The 25630-nt window shown below is 56.0% G+C and carries 22 protein-coding genes and 1 riboswitch; of the genes, 12 read left to right on the top strand and 10 right to left on the bottom strand.

Annotated elements, in window-relative coordinates:
- Positions 1-23 precede the first annotated feature (23 nt).
- The 4 genes from BC777_RS16830 (at position 24) to BC777_RS16845 (ending at position 4516) form a co-directional block, all read left to right on the top strand.
- The gene (locus BC777_RS16830; RefSeq protein WP_100369382.1) at positions 24-1016 is read left to right on the top strand and encodes a TRAP transporter substrate-binding protein; all 993 of its coding nucleotides are present in this window, start codon (positions 24-26) and stop codon (positions 1014-1016) included.
- Positions 1017-1080: 64 nt separating this feature from the next.
- On the top strand, positions 1081-1614 hold the full coding sequence (locus BC777_RS16835; protein ID WP_100369383.1) for a TRAP transporter small permease: 534 nt from the start codon (positions 1081-1083) through the stop codon (positions 1612-1614).
- Complete coding sequence (locus tag BC777_RS16840; protein ID WP_100369384.1) at positions 1611-2906, top strand: TRAP transporter large permease; 1296 nt, start codon at positions 1611-1613, stop codon at positions 2904-2906. Before BC777_RS16835 ends, BC777_RS16840 begins: the two co-directional genes overlap by 4 nt.
- Positions 2907-2911: 5 nt before the next feature.
- Positions 2912-4516 (top strand): N-acyl-D-amino-acid deacylase family protein, encoded by a 1605-nt coding sequence (locus BC777_RS16845; protein ID WP_100369385.1) that lies wholly within the window; start codon positions 2912-2914, stop codon positions 4514-4516.
- 15 nt (positions 4517-4531) lie between these two features.
- Here the strand turns inward: BC777_RS16845 and BC777_RS16850 are convergent, their stop codons facing one another.
- Genes BC777_RS16850 through BC777_RS16860 form a run of 3 tightly spaced genes read right to left on the bottom strand, consistent with a single transcriptional unit; the run spans position 4532 to position 6749 of the window.
- Positions 4532-5338 carry an ABC transporter substrate-binding protein gene (locus BC777_RS16850; protein ID WP_100369386.1) on the bottom strand — a complete coding sequence of 269 codons (807 nt, stop codon included), beginning with the start codon at positions 5336-5338 and terminating at the stop codon, positions 4532-4534.
- A complete protein-coding gene (locus tag BC777_RS16855; protein ID WP_100369387.1) occupies positions 5335-6042 on the bottom strand; it encodes an ATP-binding cassette domain-containing protein in 708 nt (235 codons plus the stop codon). The genes BC777_RS16850 and BC777_RS16855 overlap by 4 nt, the downstream gene beginning before the upstream one ends.
- A gap of 2 nt (positions 6043-6044) precedes the next feature.
- Positions 6045-6749, bottom strand: a complete 705-nt coding sequence (locus BC777_RS16860) for an ABC transporter permease (RefSeq protein WP_100369388.1) — start codon at positions 6747-6749, stop codon at positions 6045-6047.
- A gap of 232 nt (positions 6750-6981) precedes the next feature.
- On the opposite strand from BC777_RS16860, the gene BC777_RS16865 reads away from it, so the two are divergent.
- Positions 6982-8100 carry a glycosyltransferase family 4 protein gene (locus BC777_RS16865; RefSeq protein WP_100369389.1) on the top strand — a complete coding sequence of 373 codons (1119 nt, stop codon included), beginning with the start codon at positions 6982-6984 and terminating at the stop codon, positions 8098-8100.
- Positions 8101-8119: 19 nt separating this feature from the next.
- Here the strand turns inward: BC777_RS16865 and BC777_RS16870 are convergent, their stop codons facing one another.
- From BC777_RS16870 to BC777_RS16890, 5 genes are all read right to left on the bottom strand, one after another.
- The gene (locus BC777_RS16870) at positions 8120-9172 is read right to left on the bottom strand and encodes an EpsG family protein (RefSeq protein WP_100369390.1); all 1053 of its coding nucleotides are present in this window, start codon (positions 9170-9172) and stop codon (positions 8120-8122) included.
- A 50-nt stretch (positions 9173-9222) separates the two neighbouring features.
- Positions 9223-10626 (bottom strand): asparagine synthase-related protein, encoded by a 1404-nt coding sequence (locus BC777_RS16875; RefSeq protein WP_100369391.1) that lies wholly within the window; start codon positions 10624-10626, stop codon positions 9223-9225.
- A gap of 24 nt (positions 10627-10650) precedes the next feature.
- A complete protein-coding gene (locus BC777_RS16880; RefSeq protein ID WP_100369392.1) occupies positions 10651-11964 on the bottom strand; it encodes an oligosaccharide flippase family protein in 1314 nt (437 codons plus the stop codon).
- An 11-nt stretch (positions 11965-11975) separates the two neighbouring features.
- Positions 11976-14081 carry a GumC family protein gene (locus tag BC777_RS16885; protein WP_100369393.1) on the bottom strand — a complete coding sequence of 702 codons (2106 nt, stop codon included), beginning with the start codon at positions 14079-14081 and terminating at the stop codon, positions 11976-11978.
- Between the two features lie 152 nt (positions 14082-14233).
- The gene (locus BC777_RS16890) at positions 14234-15007 is read right to left on the bottom strand and encodes a metallophosphoesterase family protein (protein ID WP_168769203.1); all 774 of its coding nucleotides are present in this window, start codon (positions 15005-15007) and stop codon (positions 14234-14236) included.
- Between the two features lie 323 nt (positions 15008-15330).
- Between BC777_RS16890 and BC777_RS16895 the strand changes: the two genes are divergently transcribed.
- Positions 15331-16641 carry a polysaccharide biosynthesis/export family protein gene (locus BC777_RS16895; RefSeq protein ID WP_100369395.1) on the top strand — a complete coding sequence of 437 codons (1311 nt, stop codon included), beginning with the start codon at positions 15331-15333 and terminating at the stop codon, positions 16639-16641.
- Here BC777_RS16895 and BC777_RS16900 read toward each other — a convergent pair.
- The gene (locus BC777_RS16900; protein ID WP_100369396.1) at positions 16638-17519 is read right to left on the bottom strand and encodes a bile acid:sodium symporter family protein; all 882 of its coding nucleotides are present in this window, start codon (positions 17517-17519) and stop codon (positions 16638-16640) included. The two genes, BC777_RS16895 and BC777_RS16900, sit on opposite strands and share 4 nt — an antisense overlap.
- Complete coding sequence (locus BC777_RS16905) at positions 17519-19240, bottom strand: AMP-binding protein (protein ID WP_100369397.1); 1722 nt, start codon at positions 19238-19240, stop codon at positions 17519-17521. Before BC777_RS16905 ends, BC777_RS16900 begins: the two co-directional genes overlap by 1 nt.
- Positions 19241-19486: 246 nt before the next feature.
- Here BC777_RS16905 and BC777_RS16910 point away from each other — a divergent pair, with 246 nt between their 5' ends.
- From BC777_RS16910 to BC777_RS16935, 6 genes are all read left to right on the top strand, one after another.
- Positions 19487-21703 carry an NADP-dependent isocitrate dehydrogenase gene (locus BC777_RS16910; RefSeq protein ID WP_100369398.1) on the top strand — a complete coding sequence of 739 codons (2217 nt, stop codon included), beginning with the start codon at positions 19487-19489 and terminating at the stop codon, positions 21701-21703.
- 117 nt (positions 21704-21820) lie between these two features.
- Complete coding sequence (locus tag BC777_RS16915; protein WP_100369399.1) at positions 21821-22255, top strand: universal stress protein; 435 nt, start codon at positions 21821-21823, stop codon at positions 22253-22255.
- 67 nt (positions 22256-22322) lie between these two features.
- A riboswitch (TPP riboswitch) is annotated at positions 22323-22437 on the top strand.
- Positions 22427-23041 (top strand): YkoF family thiamine/hydroxymethylpyrimidine-binding protein, encoded by a 615-nt coding sequence (locus BC777_RS16920; protein WP_245834442.1) that lies wholly within the window; start codon positions 22427-22429, stop codon positions 23039-23041. (Overlaps the previous riboswitch by 11 nt.)
- 4 nt (positions 23042-23045) lie before the next feature.
- Complete coding sequence (locus tag BC777_RS16925; protein ID WP_100369400.1) at positions 23046-23834, top strand: ABC transporter permease; 789 nt, start codon at positions 23046-23048, stop codon at positions 23832-23834.
- A complete protein-coding gene (locus BC777_RS16930; RefSeq protein WP_100369401.1) occupies positions 23831-24571 on the top strand; it encodes an ABC transporter ATP-binding protein in 741 nt (246 codons plus the stop codon). The genes BC777_RS16925 and BC777_RS16930 overlap by 4 nt, the downstream gene beginning before the upstream one ends.
- The gene (locus BC777_RS16935; protein WP_100369402.1) at positions 24568-25554 is read left to right on the top strand and encodes an ABC transporter substrate-binding protein; all 987 of its coding nucleotides are present in this window, start codon (positions 24568-24570) and stop codon (positions 25552-25554) included. Before BC777_RS16930 ends, BC777_RS16935 begins: the two co-directional genes overlap by 4 nt.
- Positions 25555-25630 lie beyond the last annotated feature (76 nt).

A 25630-nucleotide genomic window follows, 5' to 3' on the forward strand; every position in this document is an offset into this window, starting at 1 on the left:
ACTGCACAACATGGAGAGTGATCATGAGTTTTTACAAGACAACACTTGGCGCAGTCATGGGTCTAACGCTATCGGCTGCCGCTGTTTCGGCCCAAGAGATTACAATGAATGTGGGCTTCGGCGCGCCAGAGGATTCGCTTTATGGCCGCTTTGGCGCAATCTTCGAAGAACTGACGGAAGAATATACTGGTGGCACCGTTGATGTGCGCCTGCGTTGCTGCAATCAGGTATCTACCGAGGATGAAGGGTTTCGCGCGATGCAGTTGGGCACCGTGGATGGCTTCTTTATCACTGCCAACAACGTGTCCCCGCATTGGCCGCTGATGGACGTGACGGTGCTGCCCTATATCTTCCAGAACACCGACCACCTTGCACGGGTGGTTGACGGTGAAGTGGGTGATTTCATCCGCGCGCAATTGCTGGAAGACACAGGCGTGCATCTGCTGAGCTTTGGGCCCGCACTCTACCGCGATTTCTACAATTCGGTGCGCCCGGTCAACACGATGGCCGATATGGATGGCCTGAAAATTCGCACCCCCAATAACGCCGTCATGCTGGCGACGTTTGAAGCGTTTGGCGCAAACCCCGTGCCACTGGCCTGGTCCGAGACGCCCACAGCATTGCAAACCGGCACCGTCGATGGTGGCGATAATGGCACAGCCTTCATCCGCGACATGAGCTTTTACGAATTCATGCCGAACCTCGTTATTCTAGAGCATTTCGTGTCCATGGCACCGCTGTTTGCGTCCTCAACCTTTATGGACCGCCTTAGCGATGAGCAACGTGAACAAGTCATGCGCGCTGCTATCGATGCGGGCAATCAATTCAGTGAAGAGGTGCGGACAGAGACCGAAGAAGTGCGTCAATGGCTGGTGACTGAAGGTGGCATGACCCGCACGGACCCTGATCGCGCTGATTTTATCGCCGCAGCGCAGACCGTACAGCAATCCGTTGCCGCAGAACGCGGACAAGAGTTTGTCGATCTGGTGAACATGATCAACGCTGCGGCAGAATAAGCGGCAGAACTGATCAGGCGGGGCCGATACATGCGGCCCTGCCCTAACGACGCGGGGACAGGTCATGGGCGTTTTGCGCTGGTTGGAAAAGCATTTCGAAGAAGCGCTGTGCTGTATCGCTTTGTCGATTATCGCAGTGGCCGTCATCTCTCAGGTGCTGGCACGCTATGTATTTGAAATCGCCCTGCACTGGACAGAGGAAACCGCCGCGATTTGTATGGTTTGGGCGGTTTATATGGGTGCATCACTTTGCGTGCGCGAACGCTTTCACATTCGTATTCTGGTTGCTGTGCAATCGCTGCCTACACGCATGGGCCGTTACACGATCTTCATGGCAGATCTGGCCTGGGCCGCGTTCAGCATTTTGATGATCCGGGTCAGCTGGGATTATCTGGCGGTACTTTGGAAGTTTCCCTCGCACAGCCCCAGTCTTGGGATCAATGAATTCTACCCGCAGACTATTCTGGTCATTGGTTATGGCCTGATGCTGGTGCGGCTGATCCAGACTTATGTGATCTGGTATCGTGACGGTGCCGAAGGTTTGCCCGGAATGCTGGTCGAAGACGGCGATGTCGCGGACGAGGAGCATCTGTTTTGAACGAACTGTTGCTTCTGGCGATTGCTTTTGTCGTTTTAACATTGATAGGCGTGCCACTTTTTGCAGCCGTGGGTCTGACCACCGCGCTTGCGCTGTTTTTGATTGATATTCCTTTCACATTGTTGGCGCAGACCGGCTATACCAGCCTGACACCCTTTCCATTGCTCACTATCCCGCTGTTTGTTCTGGCAGGGCGGCTGATGGAAACTGGCGGCATGGCAAACCGGATGATCGGGATCGCTAGCAAACTGGTCGGGGCCTATCGCGGGTCGATGGGCCTTGTCACGGTTTTTGCCTGTATGTTGTTCGGGGCGCTCTCAGGCTCTGGCCCGGCAACCACAGCTGCAATCGGATCAGCCACCGTGCCCGCTATGAAGAAAGACGGCTATGACGTGCCGTTTGCTGCGGCTATTACCGCAAGTGCAGGTGCCTTGGGCAGTTTGATCCCGCCGTCAAATCTGATGATCATCTATGGCCTTGTTTCGGAAACATCGATCCCACGGTTGTTTCTGGCAGGAATCGTACCGGGGTTTATCGTGACTACTTTGTTGATGATGACCACCTACATCATCGCGCGGCGGCGCGGCTATGGCGGGGGTGGTGATCCGTTCACATGGGGCCCGTTCCTTGAGGCCGCATGGGAAGGCAAATGGTCCATCGGGGCACCGGTTCTGATTATGGGTGGAATCTACGGCGGCATCTTCACCCCGACCGAGGCAGCGGGCGTTGCCGTGTTTTATGCGCTTTTCGTCGGCTTCTTCATTTACCGCGAACTAACCCTGCGCAAACTTCTCGAAGCGCTGCGCTTTACCGCGTTGCTGACAGGTATCCTGATCCTTCTGACGCCCACGCTCGCCTTTGGGCAGCTGACGGCGTTCTATGATGTGCCGGCTGCCGTGCAGGCAGGCATTACATCAATCACAACCAGTCCGTTTCTCGTGCTTCTGCTCATTGGTATTTTCTACATTTTCATTGGCACATTCATGGAAAGCCTTGCACAGATCGTTCTGTTCACGGCTGTGTTCCTGCCGCTTGTAGTGTCCATCGGTGTCGATCCGGTGCTGTTTGGTATCTTTACTGTGATCACCTGCGAAATCGGGTTCCTGACACCGCCACTGGGTGCGAACCTGACGATTGCTTCGCGTATTTCGAAAATATCGCTTGAACGTATCTCGGTCGCGGTGCTGCCCTTTATCGGCGCTTATGTTCTTGGCATGATCATCCTGATCACGTTCCCTGATTTAACCCTGTTCCTTCCCAATTGGGTCTATGGCCCCCCATCAGTGAGGTAGGCATCATGTTCGATTTGGTTCTGAAAGGTGGCGAGGTGTATGACGGTATCGGTAGTGCTGCAAAGGTCACCGATATCGGCATTCGCGATGGCATGATCGTCGCGGTTGATGAGATTGATGTTGATACAGCAACGGAAGTCATTGATGTGGCGGGCCTTGCGGTATCGCCGGGCTTTATCGACATGCATACCCATTCTGATTTCACCTTGATTGCCGATGGCCGCGCCGAAAGCCAGGTACATCAGGGCGTGACAACCGAGGTGATTGGCCAATGCGGCATTTCCTGTGCGCCGGTCTGTTCACATGCTGCAATCCGGCAGGTCGCCCCATGGTTCACGGAAAAAGCCAAGCATCGCAAATGGCTGGGCTTCGGCGAATATCTTGACGTGCTGGACGATACCGATCTGGGCGTGAATGTGGTGGCCTTTGTAGGTCACGGCACCATTCACCGTGCTGTTCTGGGCGGTGAACTGCACGCGGGCGAGCCTGATGACGTGGCCAAGATGGCCAAGCTGGTCGATCAATGTATGGAAGAAGGCGCCGGCGGTTTTTCATCGGGGTTGGAGTATTTCCCCGGCAGTCTAGCAGCTCCTGATCATCTGGTGCCGATGGTTGAAGTTGCCGCGAAGTACGGGCGGCTTTACGCGACCCATGTGCGCAACCGTGATACGGAATACGATCTTGGCTTTACCGAGGCCATGTCAACGGCACGCCAAGCAGGTGCGCGGCTTCAGATCAGCCATATTCAACCCAAATTCGGCGCACCGGATCACGCGATGGAACATACGCTTGAGATGATCGACATCGCCCGCACCCATGACGGCGACATCGCCTTTGACGTCATCCCGCATGACTGGAACCATACGCTGATGGCCGCAATCCTGCCAAAATGGGCGCAGGCGGGTACCATTGATGACGTCTTAAAACGGCTTGCCAACCCAGAGATGCGCGAACGGATCAAAGCCAACCCCAAGCCCATGTGGCTGATCGTCAAGGCGCGCCAATGGAAAGATATCATCCTGCTGAACGCCACTGTGAACAAAGATAGCGTTGGGGCGGATTTCGAAGAAATCGGGCGTATGCGGGGGGTCGATCCCTATGATGCCGTCCTCGATATCTTACTGGAAGAAGGCGATAACCTGATGGCGACGATGTGGTCATCCAAGAGCTTCCGTAACTCCGATGTTGAGCTGTGCTTGCAACAGGATGAATGCGCCGTGATCTCTGACACGGTCGCCATCGCCAATGACGGCATCCTCAGCGATCATATTGGTTCGCTCAGTGGCTATGGCTGGGCCGCGCGGTTCTTGCAGCATTATGTGCGCGACCGGAATGTGCTGAGCCTGTCGCAAGGGATCGCCAAAATCACTTCAATCCCGGCCAAACGCCTCGGCCTCAAAAAGCGGGGACAATTGCGTCCGGGGTATCATGCCGACATCTGTGTCTTTTCACCCGACGCCATTTCAAGCAACGTCACTGCCCGCGATCCGCGGCGCTATGCCTCTGGCATCGCGCATGTGCTGGTCAACGGTGTGTTGTCGATCCGGGGTGGTCAACGCATGCAGACAAATGCAGGAAGCGTCATCCGAGAATTTCAGCCCCAAAGCTGATCTTTGCCTCGGCGATCATGATACGTCTTCTGCGTTGAAAACAAACAAGGCCTCACCGTCAATCATATAGCTGTTGATCAGCTCTGCTGCGTGTGGCGATGTCAGCCAGTCTTCAAGCCGTGCTGCCAAGTCAGATTTGACATGGCTATGCAGATCCGGGTTCACCGGCAGGTAGGCATATTGATTGAACAGCACCGGATCACCGGCAAACAGCAACGCAAGGTCGCCTTTATTAGCAAAATTGAGCCAGCTCGCCCGGTCGGACAGGACATAGGCATTCATGCCAGATGCCGTATTCAACGCAGCCCCCATACCGGCGCCAACGGCGCGATACCAATCACCAAAGTTATCGGGATCAAGCCCTGCTGCCTGCCAGAGGGCCAGTTCCTTATTGTGTGTTCCACTTTCATCGCCGCGACTGACAAAGGGTGCATCAACCGTGGCGATGCGCTGTAGCGTATCTGCGGCATCCGTCGCATCACTGATCCCTGCAGGATCGTTCATAGGACCAATAAAGACAAAGTCGTTATACATTATTTCGCGGCGGTGCGTGCCATAACCTTGGGCGACAAATGCCTCTTCTGCGGCGCGCGAATGGACAAGGATTGCGTCTACATCGCCTGCCTCACCCAGCCGCAAGGCCTGACCGGTGCCGACGATCAGTAATTGCACCTCCAGACCCAGATCAGCTTGGATTTCCGGCAAGAGCACGTCTGCAAGGCCAGAGTTATGAAAGGACGTCGTGACCGCCAGACGCAGGCTGTCCTGCGCTTGGGTGGCGGTGGCCCAAAGCAGGGCGATGACAAATAAAACCTGTCTCATTCCACAATGTCTCCGTTCAGAAAGGCGTGTGCAGCATCGGTTTGTGGCGCGCTAAAGAATGGTGTCGCAGGGCCTGTTTCATGGACTTGCCCCGCACGTAAAAAGACTACCTCATCGGCAAGGCGGCGGGCTTGACCCATATCATGTGTCGACAGGATCAGTCGCGTGCCCTGGGCCATTTGCTCTTGCAGGATCGCCTCAATCTCGGCTGTGGCGCGACCATCAAGGGCGGCGCAAGGCTCGTCCAGAAAGACAACCTGCGGTGCCGTAATGAAAGCCCGCGCCAAGGCCAGTTTCTGCTGCTCACCGCCCGACAGGCTGGTCGCGGGGCGATCCGCCATTTCGTCCAAACCAATGCGCTTGACCCAGTCATGCGCCTGCGCGCGGGCCTCTGATTTGCGTATGCCACGGATCACGAGCGGGTAGGCGATGTTGTCGACGACACTGCGGCGCAACATCACGGGCCGCTGAAAGACGAAAGACTGCACCGCGCGCGCCTCTGCCATCGGGACTTGCCACGCGATTGTACCAGCGTGCAGTCGTGCTGTGCCATGCAGCAAGTGCAACAGCGTGGTTTTGCCAGAGCCATTTGGCCCGATAATCACTGTGGCACCGGCGCCGGTCAGATGCAGCGACACCGGCCCGACCAGTATCTTGCCCCAGCGGCGGGTCTGCGCATCGGTGACGTTTAGCGGGAATAACATGGCTACCACCGCCCTTCGCGTTCGGTCTGGCCCAGCCAGTGGATCATCAGGTTCACCGCGATGGTCAAGGCAATCAGCACAAACCCCAAAGCGAGCGCCAGCGCAAAAGCACCTTTGCCTGTTTCCAAGGCGATTGCGGTGGTCAGCACACGGGTCACATTGTCAATGTTCCCACCCACGATCATGATCGCCCCCACTTCGCCAATCCCGCGGCCAAAACCGGCAAGAGATGCGGTCAACAAGGCGCGGCGCGCGTCCCAGATCAGCGTGCGCATTTTCTGGCCTTGGCTCACGTTCATAGAAATCAGCAGGTCATGGTACTCTTGCCATAGGTCGCGCAAGGATTGGTGGGCGATGCTGGCAATCAACGGCACGATGATGATGATCTGCGCGATGATCATTGCCGTTGGGGTAAACAGCAAACCCAGCACCCCGAACGGACCCGACCGCGACAGAAGCACATAAACGATGAGCCCGACAACAACGGGTGGCAGCCCCATCAGTGCGTTCAGGATCGCGATAATCAACCGGCGAAAGCGAAACCGGCGCACAGCGAGAAAGGCCGCCAATGGGAAGGCAATCAGACAGGCAATCACCAACGCGGTCAGCGTGACATAAAGCGACCGTAGCGCGATCTCGGCCAGCTCTCTATCAAGGGTGATCACCAGCCAAAAGGCCTGTGTCAGACCATCCCACAGATCGACCATGCGCCTCTTCCTTTTTCCTGTGCGGAGAACACGAACATCCCTGTCCACAGCCCTAGATCAATGCCGACCGCAGGCAAAGGGTGATCGTGCCCGACCTGCGCTTTTGTCTTAACCGTAATTGAACCGGTGCGCCTGTAAAACTGGGGCTCCTAACGGCACTGATTCCATCCTTTTGGTGAAACGCATCCGGCGGCGTCTGATGCGGATGCTTAAGCAATGTATAGGGCAATTGATGACACGAAAGACCATCGCGATTGGGTCGAATACGTCCCACTATGTCTGGCAGGCACGCAAAAACCTGATCAAGACGATCCAGAATGATGGTCATGATGTCGTCGTCGTCGCGCCCACGGATGCCTACACAAAACGCTTTGCAGAAATGGGCGTCGCATATGCTGAATTGCCGATGAGGATGAATAAGAACCCGATTTCGGACTTTCTGATTTACCGCCGGTTTCTCAAAACGTTTCGCGCGGTACAGCCCGACATTTATCTGGGCTTTACAATCAAGCCGAATATCTATGGTTCGCTGGCGGCGCATCGTCTGCGTATTCCGACGATCAATAATATTGCGGGTTTGGGTGCACTGTTCGGGTCCGCTGGACTGGTGGCGCGACTGGCCAAGGCACTTTACCGGATCGCACTGCGGCGCGCTGCGCTGATTTTCTTTCAAAACCCCGATGATCTGAGGTTATTCACCACCAGCGGGGTTGTTCGTCATAAACACTATGATCTTTTGCCCGGATCTGGCGTGGATCTGACGAAATTCGCCTACGCGCCCTTGCCTGTCGATACGCAGACAAAGCCACTGCGGTTTCTTTTGATCGGACGGATGTTATGGGACAAAGGCGTGGGTGAATTCGTGCAGGCCGCGCGCAATATTCGGCAAACCCACGGCAATGTGCAGTTCTGCCTGCTGGGTGGACTGGACAATGATAACCCCGGCGCGATTTCGCGCGCGCAGATGGATGAATGGGTGCGCGACGGTGACATCACATACCTTGGCTATTCCGATAATGTTAAGCAAGAGATCGTGAATGCCGACTGCATCGTGTTGCCATCTGCATACCCCGAGGGCACGCCGCGTACGCTACTTGAGGCGTCAGCAGTGGGCCGTCCGATCATTGCGACAGATGCGCCAGGGTGTCGTGAAACGATAGATGATGGCGTCAACGGGTATTTGTGCAAACTGCGGGACGCAGCCGATCTTCAGGTAAAGCTTGAAAAGATCATTGGCCTGTCACCACAGGCGCGTCGCGCCATGGGCCACGCAGGACGCGTCAAGATGGAGCATGAATTTGACGAAGCCATCGTCATCGGCAAATACATCGATAAAATCCGGATACTATAGCGCTGGTTTACAATAGGCATCAGAGCGTAATGGACCGGTAAGGCACCCAATATGTCGTGGCCAGAGAGCTGTTACTGAGCCAAAAAACCTGCGTTGCCCCAAGATAAAGTACAAGAACCCCAGCAACCAAACTTCTGGGTAGAAAGCCCTGAAAACGCGCAATGAACATCGGAAAGAAAAGAATCTGAACCGGCAGAAAATATTTCCCCAAACGGTCGATCACCACCGTTGATGGTGACAGGGGTAAAACGATGGCGCAGGCAATTGCTGCCCATGCCATGATCGTCATCACCTTACGAAAGGGAACGGACAGCTCCATGCGGTTTCCCAGCATCAGAAACGCCGCGGCAGGGATGGCGTTCAGGATCAACCGGATCAGCGCGCCGCGCGATCCGGCTTCGGTTTCGAGGTATCGTGCAGAATAGATATCCAGGCGTTCTGACAGCATATATTCAATCATCACGGCAGCAATCGCCAGAAAGGCCGTATATAATAGCACACGGTTCTTAGAGATAAGGACAAGCCCGAAGGCAAAAACGATGATCCCCGTGCGGTGGAATAATGCACCAACGATCACACAGGCCAGAAACGCCCAAACCCTGTCCCGTGCCAATAACGCCAGACCGATCAGGATAAAGGCCAGCGCTGTTGTTTGGCGCACGTGGTCCATGGCCATGACCGTCACGATATGTGGCATGGTCACCGCAACAGCGACCCAAGGATAAGGGGTTTGCGCCGCAAACATCATGATGCCTGCCACCAGGATGACGGCGCAAACGACAAACACACCCGTTGCGCCCAAACCCAAATGGTATGACAGCCAGTTCAACCCGCCATATCCCGGGTCAGTAAAATCAAGCGCCTCACCCAAGGGCATTTCGGATATCAGATCGTAGATGTGGTTGTATTGAAACCAATCCTTGCCAACCTCAAAGCGGAAACCAATGAAGACGCAAAGCATGACGGCGAACAGCCCAAGCATCGCCTGACCTGCAACCGACAGGTGCCGCGTGAGAACGGAAACCATCCCGCCACAATAAGCAATGCCACTGACGAAAAGATACGGAAACATAGCGTTGGCCCTACAGTCTGGGTTGCCGACAGGGCGGTGTGTTCTGCGTGTCAGCCTGCATAGCGCATTGCAACGCCACTATCGGGCATCAGTTGTGAATTGATGTCGCGGGCCTCTAGAAACTTGTCCAACACGTATAGCTGCCCCAATTTCTGCGCTGCAACAAAGCCAGAGGTGGCATATTTTACGATGCCCGATATCGCACCTTTCCCAACGCCCATTGCCCAGAGCGTTTCGCAAAGCTGCGCCGATGGGCTGTAGATTTGGGGAAGCTGGTCAAGATTGAAACGAAACGATCCTTTTTGCGAAGATGCAAAATCCGATAGGATGCCTGCTTGCTTTAGAAAGTTGCGCAGCAATTTTTTGTTAAAGGACGTGTTATAGTCGAACAGAGCGTTCGCTGGCCATTGGCTGTAAAGCCTGACCCACGCGGGGTCGAGGAACGGAAAACCGATATCCAGTCGGTCCTCTAGCGTGGTTGCGAGCACGCCCTTACGAATGCAACAATCTATGTCAAAGACACCACCTCGTAGCAGCGCCCGCCGCTCTTCGGGGCGGTCAGCGTATTGATGGAAAATCTGCGGCAGGTCAGGGGCCAGCGGGCCGTGATGTACTGCAAAGCCCGCACCGCTGAAGTGCCGTTCATCGCGTGGTTTGAACAGTGTTTCAAGCGCGTAATGTGCGTGGTTGTGGCGATAGAACGGGGCGATCATATTTTCGGAAATGGCGGGAAGCCGCGGCAGTGATAACAGCCTCTTTTCACGCTTGGGGGGGATATGACCCATGTACGCGTCATTGCCCATGCCATCAAGCAAGATGGCGCGCATGCTGTTATCTGCATCCAAAATCCCTGAAATTTCGCGTACCGCGCGTAGGTAGGAAAAAAACGCTTGATCGGCGATGGGAACGGCCAATTTGTCAGCGTGGGCGCTGAAGTAAGGATCGACGTCGTGGATATCGTCAGGCAGATAAATGCATTCGTAACCCAGCAGTTTGCAGACCCGTGCCACATCTGCACTTTCGTCTTCGCGGCCGCGATTGGTGCAATGGATAAAAGTTGCGTTACGGCCCAGTTCTTTCAAAGCCCAAGCAACCGAAAGTGAATCCTTCCCGCCGCTGATCATCAGGAAAATGCGATCATAGCCTTCGGTCAGGCGCGCCGTCGTTTCGAGAAGGGTTTCGCGGATACTATCGATTGCTTCCTGCTCATCAAAGGTCTGTTCTTGGTCGGTGTTGCGGGTTCCGGTGAACTGTCGCAAGTCGCGCCGAAAATCCCCTGTCTCTGGCGAAAATTCTTCACAAAGTGCTGTGTCAAAGACGTTGATGACCGCTTCTTCGCGCAGCACGGACAATGGTGCCGGCAGAAAGCCAAGGCGTAGATAAAGCGCAAGCGCTGTTTGCGAAAGCGCGGGCGCTTGGCCGGTGGGAATGACACGCAGAGAAACCTTGGACATGCTTAATGTCCTACAGAAGGTTGGTTAACATTTTGTTGCCGGTATAGCGGACACAGGTCGCAGGGATACAAAAGACAGCCCCCAAATCCGGCAAGCCATCACCCGCAGCCCCAGTGACCAGATCACAATCGCGCAAGACGTGGCAATGGCCGCGCCATAGAGGCCCAGCAGGGGGATCAGAACCACATTTGCAATCACCGAAAATACCCCCGCCGCGGCAAAGACCCAGACCACTTTGGTCTGATGGCCTTGCATGAAAAGGGCCTGCATCGTCGCCCCGTTCAGCGCCACAGCCAGATTTGCCGCACAGAGGATCAGCATGATCGGATAGCCCGGTAGATAGGCCGCCCCGGCAAGCGTTGCGATGATGTCATCGCCCCATATGGCAAGCGCACCCAGCGCCAAGAACCCATAGCCGAGGGAAAACCGGACACTGCGCCTGAGATAGGCAGAGAGTGTATCCGGCGCGGCCGCTTCTTTGGTTTGTGCGAGGTAAGGCGCGTAAAGATGACCGATGGCCTGCACGCCAAAGGTCACAAGAACGGCGGCCTGTGCAGCGATGCGGTAGATACCCGCGGCCTCTTCGCTGCGCAGGGTGGCTAACAGGATGACGTCTATCTGCCGGTTGAATATCAGCAATCCCGTCACCACCGCGAAAGGTACGGCATGACCGATCCAGACAGTTGGCACCATCAGCACCCTCTGCTCGGGTTTGGCCAACAGGTCTTGCAAATGCGGGCGCGCCAAGATCAGCGCCAGCAGACTGACAGCCATTGCCACGCCAATGTATATCGCCCCGGCCAGCCGCCAGCCTTGGGTTGTCAGTTGCGTGGTCAACGCCACCCCAAGGACAAGCATACCGAAGGGCAGCAAAATCGTACCTACCAAAATAGCGGTGTTGGGCCGGAAGCTACCGCGCAGCACACCCTCCCAAAGGCCAGTGAGACATAAGAAGGGCAGGGCCAATGCCGTGATTGCCGCCGCCGCCAGAAAGGGGCTGTCGATCCTGAAAGAAACCGCGCCCCAAAGGCCCGCTAGAATGAATCCCGCATAAAGCAGCGACATCCCGATACCGGTGACGACCAGCGGCCCGGCCATGTGCTGTCCTTCGCCGTCGTGGGCAATGGCAACATGTTTGGTAATCAGCGTCGAAGCGCCGTTTTTGATCGGGATGGCCAGCAACGTTGTTGTGGCAAGCCCAAAGGCAAAGACCCCAAAAGATGCAGGGCCCATGATGCGCGCCAGATAGATGGTCATCGCCGCCCCGATCAGAGCTTCGCCACCCTTGAGGGCCAGAACCATAAGCCCACGGTGGGCCGATCTTAGTCGTGAGATCACGTTAAATATCGCTAGGCATCATAATATGTCTGATATGCGCCATAGCTTTCACCATAGCCGTATCGCTTCATGCCTCGATCTGAAATCTGGCCCAGCACAAGCCCCGAAACTTTGACGTTGACCTGCTCAAATGACCGAAGCCCATCCATCACCTGCCTGCGAGAGGTGTGATCCCATCGCACGGTATAGATTATCGTATCAACCCAGCGGCCAATGATGCGTGCATCAGCAACGGCCAGTACCGGGGGCGTGTCGATGATGATGTAATCATAGCGATCCCGTAACTCATCTACGAAGGCACCAAACCGGTCTGAGGAAAATATATCAGCGGCATTTGTCTGCGATTTCTCCCCGAAAAGCACGTCAAAATGCATGTCTGGGATATGGGTCACAGCCTCATCCAGTGTGGTTTCACCTAACATTACACTTAAAAAGCCGCGTTGTTCGGGGACGTCGAAATATGTGTTCATTACGCGGCGCCGGATATCCCCCTCAATCAGAAGAACCTTTTTGCCAAGCCCCGCCAGATTAAGCGCCAGTGCGGTCGATTGCGTCGTCTTGCCTTCACCGGGCACCGATGACGTTGACATGATCACCTTTGGCGGTTTGTCGAGGTTTGCCAGCAGCAAAGAGGTGCGCAAGTTGCGGACAGCCTCGGCAACCGCTGAATTCGGTTTGTCTTGCAGATACTGAAGCACCTTTTTGCGATCGCGCGCCGGAACAAGCGGAATTTGTCCACAGACGGCGTAGCCTGTCCTTTCTTCCAGATCTTCGGGTGTGCGGAACGTATTTTGCGAAACTTCGCGCAGAAGAACCAAACCGGCACCGCCGATCACGCCCAGAACCAGCGAAAAGACAAGGATCAGTGTCTTTCGCGGTGCAGAAGGCTGGTGCGGCATAACCGCAGACGACAGAATGCGGCTTTCGGCCTGTTGTAGCCCTTGCTGAACAGAGGTTTCCTTCAATCTGCTCAAGAAAAACTCGTAAATCAGGCGACTTGCCTCTGTTTCGCGTTGCAGCTGTTGAAGGGCAACCAACTCATCTGACTGCGTCTGAATACTGTCCGTCAGCTCAAGGATCGACAGCGCGATCGCCTCTTGCTGTGCCTCTGACCGGTTACTTTCAATGATCGCGCGCGCCAGCACCTCTTCAAATCGTTGTTGAAACGCCTCTGGATCATCATCCGTCATCAATTGATCAAGTCTGGCATCCGCTGCAATCGTGGCCATTTGGGCCGGATCATTCGCCGCGCGTGCTGCATTTAATTCAGCCACCCGCGCGCGATGGGTTGCAGCTGCTGCAGCGACATCAACCTGCCGGTCTCTGAGGTCTTTCAACTGCCGATTGAGCGCGATGAGCCCCTCTGGGCTTATCAGATCGGTATTGCTGCTAAAATCCTTGAGCTGGCTTTCGCTGGTTTCCAGTTCGATCTGCAGGTCAGCCACACGTTCGGTCAGCCATTCTGTTGCTTCGGCGGTTTTTTCAAATTTCAGGACAATCTGATCTTCGACATATAGTTCAGCCAACTTATTGGCGATTTGCGCTGATTTTACGGGGTCGCCAGTGACGACAGATATATTGAAAACATAGCTTTGGCGCACGTTCGAAACAGTGATCTGCTCCAGCACCGCGTTGATCACGGCGTCGCGGATTGCTTGATCTGATTGAATAGGATCAGACGTTGCAGCGCGTCCTATCACGTTCCCAATCGCATCCAAAGACAGCCAAGGTGGATCGCGCAGCGTTGCATTGAAATCCGGATCAGCAACCAGATTCAGATCATCGACGACTTTCCCGATCAAACGACGGGATCGCAATACCTCGACCTCGGTGTTGATGGTGACTTGATCACCCGATAGCCCTGACATGACGCTTTCAATATCGACGACCTGTTCCTGACGGCTTTCCAAAGCGACGGACGCGGTGGTGGTATAAAGCGGCGTTGCCAGAAACAGGGCATAATAGCCACCGGCGGCGAGCGCGATCAGACTACAAAGGATGATCCAAAGCTTCCCGCGCCACAGTGTGCGCAACAGTGCGCCAAGATCAATTTCATCATTGCCAGATGGCGCAACCTTCTGTGCCCCTATGAGCAGATCGTTCCGGTCGCGTATCATTCATAACCTTCTGGTTACACTGCCTTACAAGCCCATGTTGTGGCCCAAGACTGCCGAGTCGTGTAATGGTTAACGGAAAAACCTTTCAGAGAACTTAACACCAGCAGGCATGGCAATTTCGCCTCAAGCATGTCGTCGCAGGTGTCCTGGTTTCATGTGCTGACAAACGTGCAACTTTCTGCGCTGATGTGCGCTGCGGTAAGCTGCTGGGTCTGATAAGCACCCGTATCAATCGCGATGCGGCTGTTATGCTTTGTGGGTTTACCGACAATTGTATGCCCATGAATGATGACTGCATCGTCTTTCCGATCAGCGCGCATAAAGTCGCGATGTCCCCATAACATCGTCTTCGACCTTTGCGCATGCGGGGATGTACCGGGGTCCATGGCCGCATGAACGCACCAGATATTCCCGCTGTTCCAACAAAGCGGCAGTTGCCTGACCCATGCCAGCATGCCCGCAGGCAGTGCGCCTTCAAAGGTTTCGCAAACCTCAAGTATGTCGTCAGCGCTGGCGCTATCCGCGATGCCGTTGATCCCATAGCTTTCCAATGTGGCTATACCGCCGTTGCGCAGCCAACCCCCACCTTTACCAAGCGGATCGTCGATGAAGTCCAACATCATCTTTTCGTGGTTGCCCATCAGGCAAACAACCTGATTTGGCCGCTGATGCGCGAGCGCAAACAGGCGTGCCAGCGTGCCCGCCGCATTTGGTCCGCGATCGATATAGTCGCCCAGAAAAACGAGTGTCTGATCTTCTGAAGGATCAATTTTCTGCAGCAAGCTGTCCATCAGGTCCAAACGCCCGTGCAGATCGCCTATTGCGAAAAATGGCGCATCGGGCTGCAGCACATTTGTTATAGGCGCGCTCTGCGGTGCAGTACCCACGTGCCCCTTCACGAGTTTTTTGATGAATTTCAGCGGCAAGCGGCTCTCCTTCGCTGTGCCAGTCTTGCGCTTGGACATGCCACGGCGCGGCGTTTCGCGATCAAGATGTTAAGATAACCATTCAAAGGTTTATACAATTTTAACGAAAGCACACATACGGTCCGAACAACAAATGATGATCGTCGCAGCATGACGATCTTTGTCGATTGAGGGCTGAAATCCTCTTGGAAGGATGTCATGAACTTTTTTGTTGTTTGGATGCGGACAGGTGGGGCGATCCGAGGTGCCAGACTGATGTTGCCGGGATCTGACGCTTGAATACTGCAATACGATATTGGTTCTTGGGTGGGTTTGCTGCTGCTATGCTTGGTGCGTGCGGCACGGCCTATGTCTCGCCTCAGGTGACGGCGGAGGATGGTAAGGTTCGGATTGTCCCACTCACGGCCGAAACTGTGGTGGAAGCAAATAGTGACAGGCGGACGCCGCAGGACATACCTGACGCATTCTTTCAGAACGCTGGCAGTCCTTCGGCAGTGCGCGGCGCAGGTGCTGCGCCGCTGCCCAGTCTGGCTGAACAACAGCGTCCCGCGGCACTGACAACGCGCGCGCCGCCGGACAGTGACCCCGGCCCTTACCAGATTGGTATCGGTGATGTTCTGTTGCTGGCGACCCGATCTTCCGGTGACACTGTTGAAGAACTGAGTGGCCTTCTCGCGGCGCAAAACAGCCGCGAAGGGTACACCGTACAGGATGACGGGGCGATTGCGGTGCCTGATGTGGGCCGCATCATGTTGGCAGGGCTGACATTGGAAGAGGCAGAAGCGCAACTTTTCCAAAGCCTTGTTGAAAACCGTATTGATCCGACTTTCAGCCTTGAGATTGCTGAGTTCAAATCCAAACGGGTGTCTGTTGGCGGCGCTGTCGGAAGCCCCGCTATCGTGCCCATCACACTCACGCCACTGTTTCTGGATGAGGCGATCGCGCTCGCGGGTGGGATCGCAACGCCAGACGTGGATTTCGCATCAATCCGCATCTATCGGGACGGAACCCTTTATCAGATCCCCCTTGTTGCATATCTGCGTGATCCTGACCTGCAGAAGACGCGATTGCTGGCCAGTGATAGTATCTTTGTTGATACCGCTTTTGAGCTTGAACGGGCGCAGGCCTATTTTGCTGAACAGATCACACTTGCGCAGTTTCGCCAGCAAGGGCGGGTGCAAGCATTGGCTGAGTTGACCGCAGAGGTCGGTTTGCGCCGCGCCGCACTGACCGAGGCCCGCAGCAATTTTCAGGAACAAATCGCACTTGACGCCGTTGATCGTGAATTTGTCTATCTAACAGGCGAAGTGACCCAGCCGGGGCGGTTCCCGCTGCCCTTTGGCAGGCAGGCCACCCTTGCTGATGCGCTGTTCGCAGACGGGGGCTTTTCCAGCGAGACGGGCAATCCAAGCCAGATCTATGTGCTGCGGAGTGCTGCAGATGATGTCGGCGAAATCACCGCATGGCATCTGAATGCGAGAAACGTCAGTAACCTGCTATTGGCCACGCGGATGAACCTCTTGCCAAACGATATTGTCTTTATCGCCGAACAACCCGTGACGCGATGGAACCGGGTTGTGCAGCAGATAGTACCGTCACTGATCACAACAGGTGTCGGTGTCGCGGCGAACTAAAGCAGGCCGTTCGGCAAAGGTTGCTCGTTCGCCGTATTCACCTGGCGGAACCATAGTGTCAGCATCGTCGATGTGATGACGATGAAGAGCGAGTAAAGCACGGGCACGGCCATGACCGCCTGCGCCTCTGTACCGGCGAAGGTGAAGGCGATGATCGCGATAGCCAACGGACCGTTCTGGATGCCGGTTTCCAGTGCCACAGTACGCGCATTGCGTGGGTGCAGTCGCAAAAGTGCCGAAAACCCATAGCCCAGCGCAAAGCCGAACAGCCCCAAAACGATGGAACCAAAATAGGTGGCCCATGTGGTTGTCAGCAGGAATTCCCAATTGCGCGGAATCCATGAGACGATCAGAAATAGGATAAAGAAGATCGCCAGCATCGACCCCATAAACTCTGTCACTGCACCAACATTGGCGTTCAGTTTGCGCAGCACCATGCCGATCGCAACGGGCACCAAAAGCAACACAAGTGTGGCGATGATATTTTCCCGCGGAATATCCAGATCAAGCGCGCCTGCATAAAGCACCAGCACAAGAGGGATCAGGATTACGCCAAAAACGGTCGAAGTCACCGTCATGAGTACCGAAAGCGCGAGGTTCCCTTTGGAAAAATAGGTAAAAATATTCGATGTGGTTCCGCCCGGCATGCAGGCCATGATCAGAATGCCGATCTTGATCGTGTCCGATACGGGCAATGTCGTCGCCAAGATAAAGCCAATCAGCGGCATAAACCCGTATTGCGAAACGACCCCAATCATCAAGCCATAAGGACGCTTCAGGGCCAATGTAAAATCACGCGGCGTCAGCGATGCGCCCATCCCCAGCATGATCACGAAAATCATCAGCGCCAGGATGGCCTGTTCCAGTGGTCCAACCATTATGCGTTCTCCACTTTGGTTTGCTCTTCGGCACGCAGATCCTTGCGCAGGATCTTTCCGACGTTTGATTTTGGCAGTTCATCACGGAAGGTCACTGATTTAGGCACCTTATAGGCCGTCAGGTGTTCCTTGCAGTAAGCGCGGATCGCATTCTGGTCGAGCGTTTCATCGCGCTTGACTATAAAGGCTTTGACCGCCTCGCCAGATGCTCCGTCTGGCACGCCAATGACAGCCACTTCGTCAACACCGGGGTGTGCTGCAAGGGTATCTTCGATTTCATTGGGGTAGACGTTGAAACCGGACACAAGGATCATATCTTTTTTGCGGTCAACGATGCGGAAATAACCGTCCTCATCCATGACACCCACATCCCCGGTCAAAAGCCAGCCGTTTTGCAAGGTCTTCGCCGTTTCTTCGGGCATGTTCCAATAGCCCTTCATAATCTGCGGACCACGTGCGATCAGCTCACCGGGGTCGCCTTGCGGCACATCAACCCCATCCTCGTCCACACATTTCACCTCTGTCGATGGCAACGGCACACCGATAGAATTCACACGGCTCTTGCCATAGGGGTTGAAGGTCAAAATGGGCGAGGATTCCGTCAAGCCATACCCTTCCAGCACGGGCCGTCCTGTCAGTGTTTCCCACTGCTCGGCGACACTGCCTTGCAAGGCCATGCCGCCAGAGGATGCGAATTTAAGATGTTTTGGCGGTGTGTCCTGAAACCAGATCTCTCCATTCAGACCATTGAACAGGGTGTTCACACCGCTGATCCATGTGATCTTATAGTTCTCAAAAGCGCGTTTGAGATTGCTGAGCGGGCGCGGGTTCGGGATCAGGATGTTTTGCGCGCCTTGCGAAAACATGCCGAGGAAATTTACGGTGAAGGCGAACACGTGATAAAGCGGCAGGGCCGTCAGGGCAACTTCCTTACCCTTTTCGAACTGTTCGATCAGCTCCATCGTTTGTTCCATATTCATCAGAATATTGGCGTGGGTCAGCATCGCCCCTTTTGACACACCGGTCGTCCCACCGGTGTACTGCAAACAGGCGACATCGTCGGGTTCGATTGCGCGGCGATACCCTTCTAGTGCGTTATGCGTTTGCGCATGTTTGGCGCGGCCAGCCTTAACCGCATCGGGCAGGCGGATGTGCGGAATGGTGATGGGCTTGATCGTCTTGTCCCAGTATTTCTGAACCAGACCAACGATCCCCCGCGGCATCGCCGGCATGTATTCAGCAATACGGGTGACGATCACATTCGGGATCGGATGGCCCTGCATCGTCTCGACCAGTTTGTCGGCGAACATATCCACCACAAAGATTGCGGCAGGCTGTGCATCGGCAAATTGCTTGGCCATTTCCTCTGCCGTGTAAAGCGGGTTGACGTTGACCACGACACATCCCGCCTTGAACACCGCCATCGCCGCAATGGGATAGGCCAGACAGTTGGGCATCTGGATCGCCACACGGTCGCCCGTTGTCAGCCCGGCAATTTCGCGCAGATAAACCGCCATTGCGTCAGACATCTCATCCGCCTGAGCATAGCTGAGCGTGCCATTCATTCCGTTAGGTAGGCAGACCGTAAAGGCGGGCCGGTCACCGTAGAGTTCGGCGGTAGCGCTGACGAAATCGCCAATTGTTCTGTATGCCGGGGCATCAATCGTCTTACGAACGGACGGGCCGTAAAAGGCCGTCCATGGGTGTATCTGGTCTGTCACGGGCTTCCTCCCCCAAAAGCATTCTGAACAGTCTAGACCGTCTAACTGCTTTGTGAAGCGAAACCAGTCATAATCATAGGATAACCCGACGTTGTCTCATCCCAGCGGTGTACAATTGTACACCGAAACTATTTCCTTTCGCCGCCTGTTCCACTAGTGATGCGGATCAAAGGCGGCCATTGCGTTCATGCTATAAGGCAAAAGCCGCTGAGAGGTTAAACACGACTTAAAAACGAGGACATGCGCATGTCAGATCAAACCCTGCCCGATATAATCTACACAAAGACCGATGAAGCGCCGCAGCTGGCGTCAGCCTCTTTGCTGCCGATCCTGCGCAAGTTCCTATCTGCCGCGGACATCAGCATCGGGACCAAGGATATCTCTCTTGCCGGTCGTATTCTGGCGGCTTTCCCTGAGAAACTGACAGAAGCACAGAAGATATCCGATGATCTGGGTCTGCTGGGCACGGTTGTAAAAACGGCGAGTGCCAATGTGATCAAGCTGCCCAACATCTCGGCCTCGGTCCCGCAACTGGTGGCGGCTGTCAAGGAATTGCAAGAGCAGGGATATGACATTCCCGACTATCCCGAAGCGCCCGAAAGCGCGGATGAGATTGAGGCACGCAAGCGTTACGATGCGATCAAAGGCTCTGCCGTGAACCCGGTACTGCGCGAAGGCAACTCTGACCGCCGCGCGCCGTCTTCGGTCAAAGCCTACGCTAAGGCGAACCCACACCGGATGGGGAAATGGTCAGCCGATAGCAAGACACGTGTGTCCACCATGGGCGCACATGACTTCCGTTCGAATGAGACGTCGGTCACGCTGTCCGACGCGCAGACCTTAAAGATCGAACTGACGGACACCAATGGTGCGGTCACCACACTGAAAGATGGGATCGCGATGCCTGCGGGCACCATTGTTGATGCAACTTTCATGTCGGCCAAGGCGCTGAAAGAGTTCTTCCATGAACAGATCGCGCGGACATTGGAAGATGGCACGCTCTTCTCACTGCATATGAAGGCGACGATGATGAAGGTCTCGGACCCGATCATCTTTGGGCATGCCGTTGTGGCCTACCTCCAGCCGATCTTTGACAAATATGCGGATGATTTCGCTGGTGCCGGGATCAGCCCGAATGCGGGCTTTGGCACACTCTTTGATGCGATCGACGCCATGCCAAATGGTACGGCCATCCGGGCAGAGATTGATGCACTGTTGGCCGAACGTCCACCGCTTTACATGGTAAATTCTGATCGTGGCATCACGAACCTGCATGTGCCCTCTGACGTCATCATCGACGCGTCCATGCCTGCCGTTATCCGCGCAGGCGGCAAGGGTTGGGGACCCGACGGTGAGGAGGATGACACCAATTGCGTAATCCCGGACAGTTCTTACGCGCCAGTCTATGATGCCTCTGTCGAATTCTGCAAAGCCAATGGCGCGCTTGATCCGGTCACTGCTGGTACGGTGCAAAACGTCGGCCTGATGGCGCAAAAGGCGGAAGAATACGGATCGCACCCGACAACCTTTGAAATTCCAACAGCAGGCACCGTACGCGTGATCGCGGACAACGGCGATGTTTTACACACGCATCAGGTCGAGGCTGGGGACATCTGGCGCATGGCTTCAGCCCGCCGCGCGCCGATTGAAAACTGGATTCAGCTCGCACTCGACCGGATGGCGACGACGGGATATGAGACGATCTTCTGGCTTGATCGCAACCGTGCGCATGATGCCGAGCTGTTGAAATACGTGGAACCAGCGCTGGCCAAGGCGGGCGTCGCTGACAAGGTCAAGATCATGGCACCGCGCGATGCAACAACGCGGTCATTCGAGGTGATCTACAAGGGTGACAATACAATCGCGGTCACAGGCAACGTCTTGCGCGACTACCTGACCGATCTGTTCCCGATCCTTGAAGTCGGTACATCGGCCAAGATGCTGTCTGTCGTTGGCTTGATGAACGGCGGCGGTTTGTTTGAAACCGGCGCGGGCGGGTCCGCCCCAAAACACGTGGAACAACTGGTGCAGGAAAACCACCTGCGCTGGGATTCGCTGGGTGAGTTCTGTGCCTTGGGTGAAAGCCTGCGCTTTCTTGGCACCTCTCAAGGCAAGGCGGCAGCGCAGATCATGGGTGACGCCGTTGATACAGCGACCGAGAAACTGCTGGCCGAAGGACATTCGCCACAGCGTAAGGTTGGTCAGCCCGATAACCGGCACAGCCACTACTGGTTCGCGCGGTTCTGGGCCGAGGCATTGGCCGCACAAACCAAGGATGCCACCTTGGCCGCAACCTTCGCGCCATTGGCAGAAAATTTGGCCGCAGACGAAGCGGCAATCCTGGCTGAACTGTCGGCAGGCCGCAGTACGGCAGTTGATCTTAGCGGATATTATAACCCGTCAGAGCAGCGCGCAGCAGAGGCCATGCGCCCTTCGGCAACACTCAATGCGTTGATCGGCTAAACAGCGATCAAAAATCACTCAACGGGGCGCTTTATCGCGTCCCGTTGACCTCCCTCAAGGCGGCGGACAGGCGGATGTTCTATATTCACCCTGTTCCACCTCGAAGGGAGTTCCAAGATGTTCGATAACATTACAATTGGCGTTGACGGGTCTGACCACGGCTGGCGCGCATTTGATTTGGCCTGTGATCTGGCGCAGCGTTATGATGCGCAACTCCATGTCGTCCATGTTCCCGAAATCCCACCATCCGCGATAGCGATTGGTATTGGGGCGATTGATGTCCCCATAGACCTTGAACAGATCATCAGTGACGGTCAGGCTGTGATGGCAGATGCGGCAACACGTGCCCGTGCGCAGGGTGTTGAACCATCCAGTCAGATTGTACGCACCGGAGTGGCCGCGACAGAGATCCTTCATGTTGCCAACAGCACAAGCTCTGACCTGATCGTGTCGGGCAGGCGGGGCATGGGGGATGTCGCAAGTCTATTTCTGGGCAGCACATCACATAAAATCGCGCAAGAGGCGCAATGCGCCTGCCTGACGGTAAAGTAGAGAGCCGCGCAATTTATCGTTCCCTGACGTAATTCACTTGCGGACCATCGGTTAGTTTGCCACACATACCATACCACAGGGGAGCCGCGTTTTGCCGCGGCTGAGATGCGGGGCGCCAAGCCCCCGGACCCTCAAAGCTGATCTGGATAATGCCAGCGTAGCAAGGAGGACATGCATATGTTTGCAGGCGCACAAGTATCCCTTTATCCGATGACTGACGGGTTTGTTGACGTCATCTTATCATCCCTCAACGCGCTTGATCCGTGGCGCAACCAATTGCGGATTGAGACTGATGATATCTCGACCCTTATCGTTGGTCCGCCCGAGGTGCTGTTTCCCGCACTGCGCGATCTTTATGCGAGTGCCGCCGCAACCGGCACACATGTCGTGCTGCGCACCACACTATCGCGCGGTTGCCCGGGTGAACCCGATGATCCGATTTGCCAGACCGGTGCCTTGGCCAACCCTGAAGAGCCTTTGGCATCACGCCAACAAAGCGCATTGGCGGCGATTGCCGCGACCCCTGAAAAAGGGCAAGTCGCCGACGTTCAATTCTCACTCTATGTGATGGGCGCGGGTGATCATATGGCCGAAATCGTGGGCTGTATCGACTTCCTGAAACAAAGCGGCACCTTTGATCGGTCGAAAAACTTCTGCACCCGGCTGACTGGTGATGCAGGCCCGGTCTTTGCCACCCTGCAACAAGCGTTTTGCCAATTTGGGCCGCCAAACGGCCATGTCACCATTGATCTGACGGTTTCTGCCAACAGCCCATCGAAGCGCTGATCTGATGCAGCACCCCGTACCTCGCCAAACTGGCAGAGGTCTGGCCCGCGGCATCCCTGCCGTCCTGAGTGTGGTCAGCGCCTTTGCGATCTGGGAAATCTATGTCCGCTTGTCAGGCATCTCGCCACTGATGCTGCCCGCACCGTCGCGCGTTCTGGACCAGATAGTGCAAAACCGCGCTTTGCTGTGGAACAATACCGTACCTACGCTAAAGGCCACGTTCGCGGGGTTCGCCCTGTCGCTGACCGTGGCCTTCGGTCTGTCAATCGTGCTGGATTTCATGCCGCGCGTGCGCCGCGCGCTGTTCCCGATCTTTGTAGTCAGCCAGACACTGCCCTTGGTCGCCATAGCGCCCCTCGTGGTGCTGTGGTTTGGGTTCGATCTGACGCCAAAAGTGCTGCTGGTCGCGTTGGTCACCTTCTTTCCGATGCTGGTGGCGCTGGTTGACGGATATGCATCCACCGATCCAGAAATCGAAGACCTGATACGCTCAATGGGTGCCACCCGCGTGCAAATCTTCCGCGCCGCGCGCTTCCCGTCCGCCATGCCCTATTTCTTCGCAGGCCTGCGCATTTCGATCACCTACGCGGTCGTCGCCGCGATCTTTGCCGAATACGTTGGCGCGCGTGCGGGGCTGGGGATCGTGATCCTGAACGCCAAAAACAGCTTTCGCCCCGATATCGTGCTGGCCGCCGTCGTAATCAGCTCACTGCTCACGCTGATCCTCTTCGCCGCCACCGCCCTATTGCAAAGGATCGTGCTGCGTTGGCGCGATGTGGAGGGGCACCGATGACGGCCCTCTCCCTCAAAGACGTCAGCATCACGCTTGGCGACACCCACGTTCTGGACCGCATCAGCATGCATGTGGATCAAGGTGAATTCGTCTCGATCCTTGGCCCCTCGGGCGCAGGTAAATCCACGATCTTTCGGCTGCTGACCGGCGCGTCGCCGCTGCAAACCGGAAAGATCACCGGCGCCACCCACCAAAACAGCTTCGCCTTCATGCCCCAGCGCGACGCGCTGATGCCGTGGCGCAGGATCCTTGACAACCTGACATTGGGGTTAGAAGTGCAGGGTATCCCCCGTAAAGACGCACGCGCGCAGGTCGCACCACTGCTTGCCGATTTCGGGCTTGCCGATTTCACCACCCACTATCCCGCACAACTGTCCGGCGGAATGCGCCAACGCGCCGCCCTCTTGCGGACCATCGTGCAAGGGCGATCCATCCAGCTGCTCGACGAACCCTTTGGCGCGCTTGACGCGCTGACCCGCACCCACATGCAGACATGGTTCGAAGACCGTTGGCGCACAGCACGCTGGACCACCCTGCTGGTCACCCACGACGTGCGCGAGGCCGTCGCCTTATCCGATCGCATCTATGTGCTGTCACGCCGCCCCGCGCGCGTCATCGCCGAAATCACTGTACCAATCCCGCGCCCCCGGCTGGGACGACCACCCAGTGCAGCAGCCCACGACATCGAAGCACACCTTCTTGAAACCCTACTTCACCAAACCGGAGAGAACCCATGAAACATGTCGTCACCGCAGCCTTCATCGCATTGGCGCTACCCGCCACTGCGCAGGAAAAACTAAGCGTGGCCCTCGATTGGACACCCAATACGAACCACGTCGGCCTCTATGTGGCACAATCCAAAGGCTGGTTCGAAGACGCCGGGCTGGACGTCGATATCCTGCCCTACACCGACACCTCATCTGGCACATTGGTCGCCGCTGGCGTGGCCGAATTCGGCATCCTCAGCGCCGTCGGCTTTCACACACAACGCGCGACAGGCGCGGACATGACCGCCGTTATGGCGGTCGTGCAGCACGAAACCGGGCGCTTGGTCTTTAATGGGGACCGCGAGGACATCCAGCGGCCCGCCGATCTGGATGGTATGATCTATGCAGGCTTCGGCAGCGCATGGGAAGACGCGCTGATCTCAACCATCATCCGCAATGATGGGGGCACGGGCGCATTCGACACGGTCACTTTGGGCACCTCTGCTTATGAGGCGCTGGCAAATGGCAGCGTCGATTTCACCCTAGAGGTCAGCACATGGGAAGGCGTGAATTCGGTCCTGCTGGATCGGCCGCAGCGGGCGTTCCGCTATGCCGACTACGGCGTGCCAGACCAGCATACGACGTTTCTTGGGGGCAACGGCACATGGCTGACAGAGAACCCCGAAACGGCAACGGCCTTCGTCCAAGCCGCGCAACGGGGCTACGCTTTTGCGGCCAGTAACCCGGAGGAGGCCGCCGATATCCTGATCGCCGAAACCGCAGGCATGCTGACAAACCCTGAGTTGGTGCGCGCATCAATGGAAGCATTGGTCGACGGTGGCTACCTACAAGACGCAGGCGAGCCCGTCGGGCTGATCGACGACGGCAAGATCGCAGATATCACGCAGTTTTTGTTCGAGGCGGGGATCATGCGGGGCGCAGATGGCGAGGTGCTGGATGCGATGCCGGATGTGGCGGAATGGTATACCAACGAGTATTTGACTTTGAAGTGAACGCGAGGCCTAAGTAGTTAATGCGCGTCTGCGCGCCATAGCACTTTGTTCAAAGTGCCTGCGACCCCTTAAGTGG

Origin of the sequence: Yoonia maricola (assembly GCF_002797915.1) — a bacterium.
Taxonomy (GTDB): Bacteria; Pseudomonadota; Alphaproteobacteria; order Rhodobacterales; family Rhodobacteraceae; genus Yoonia; species Yoonia maricola.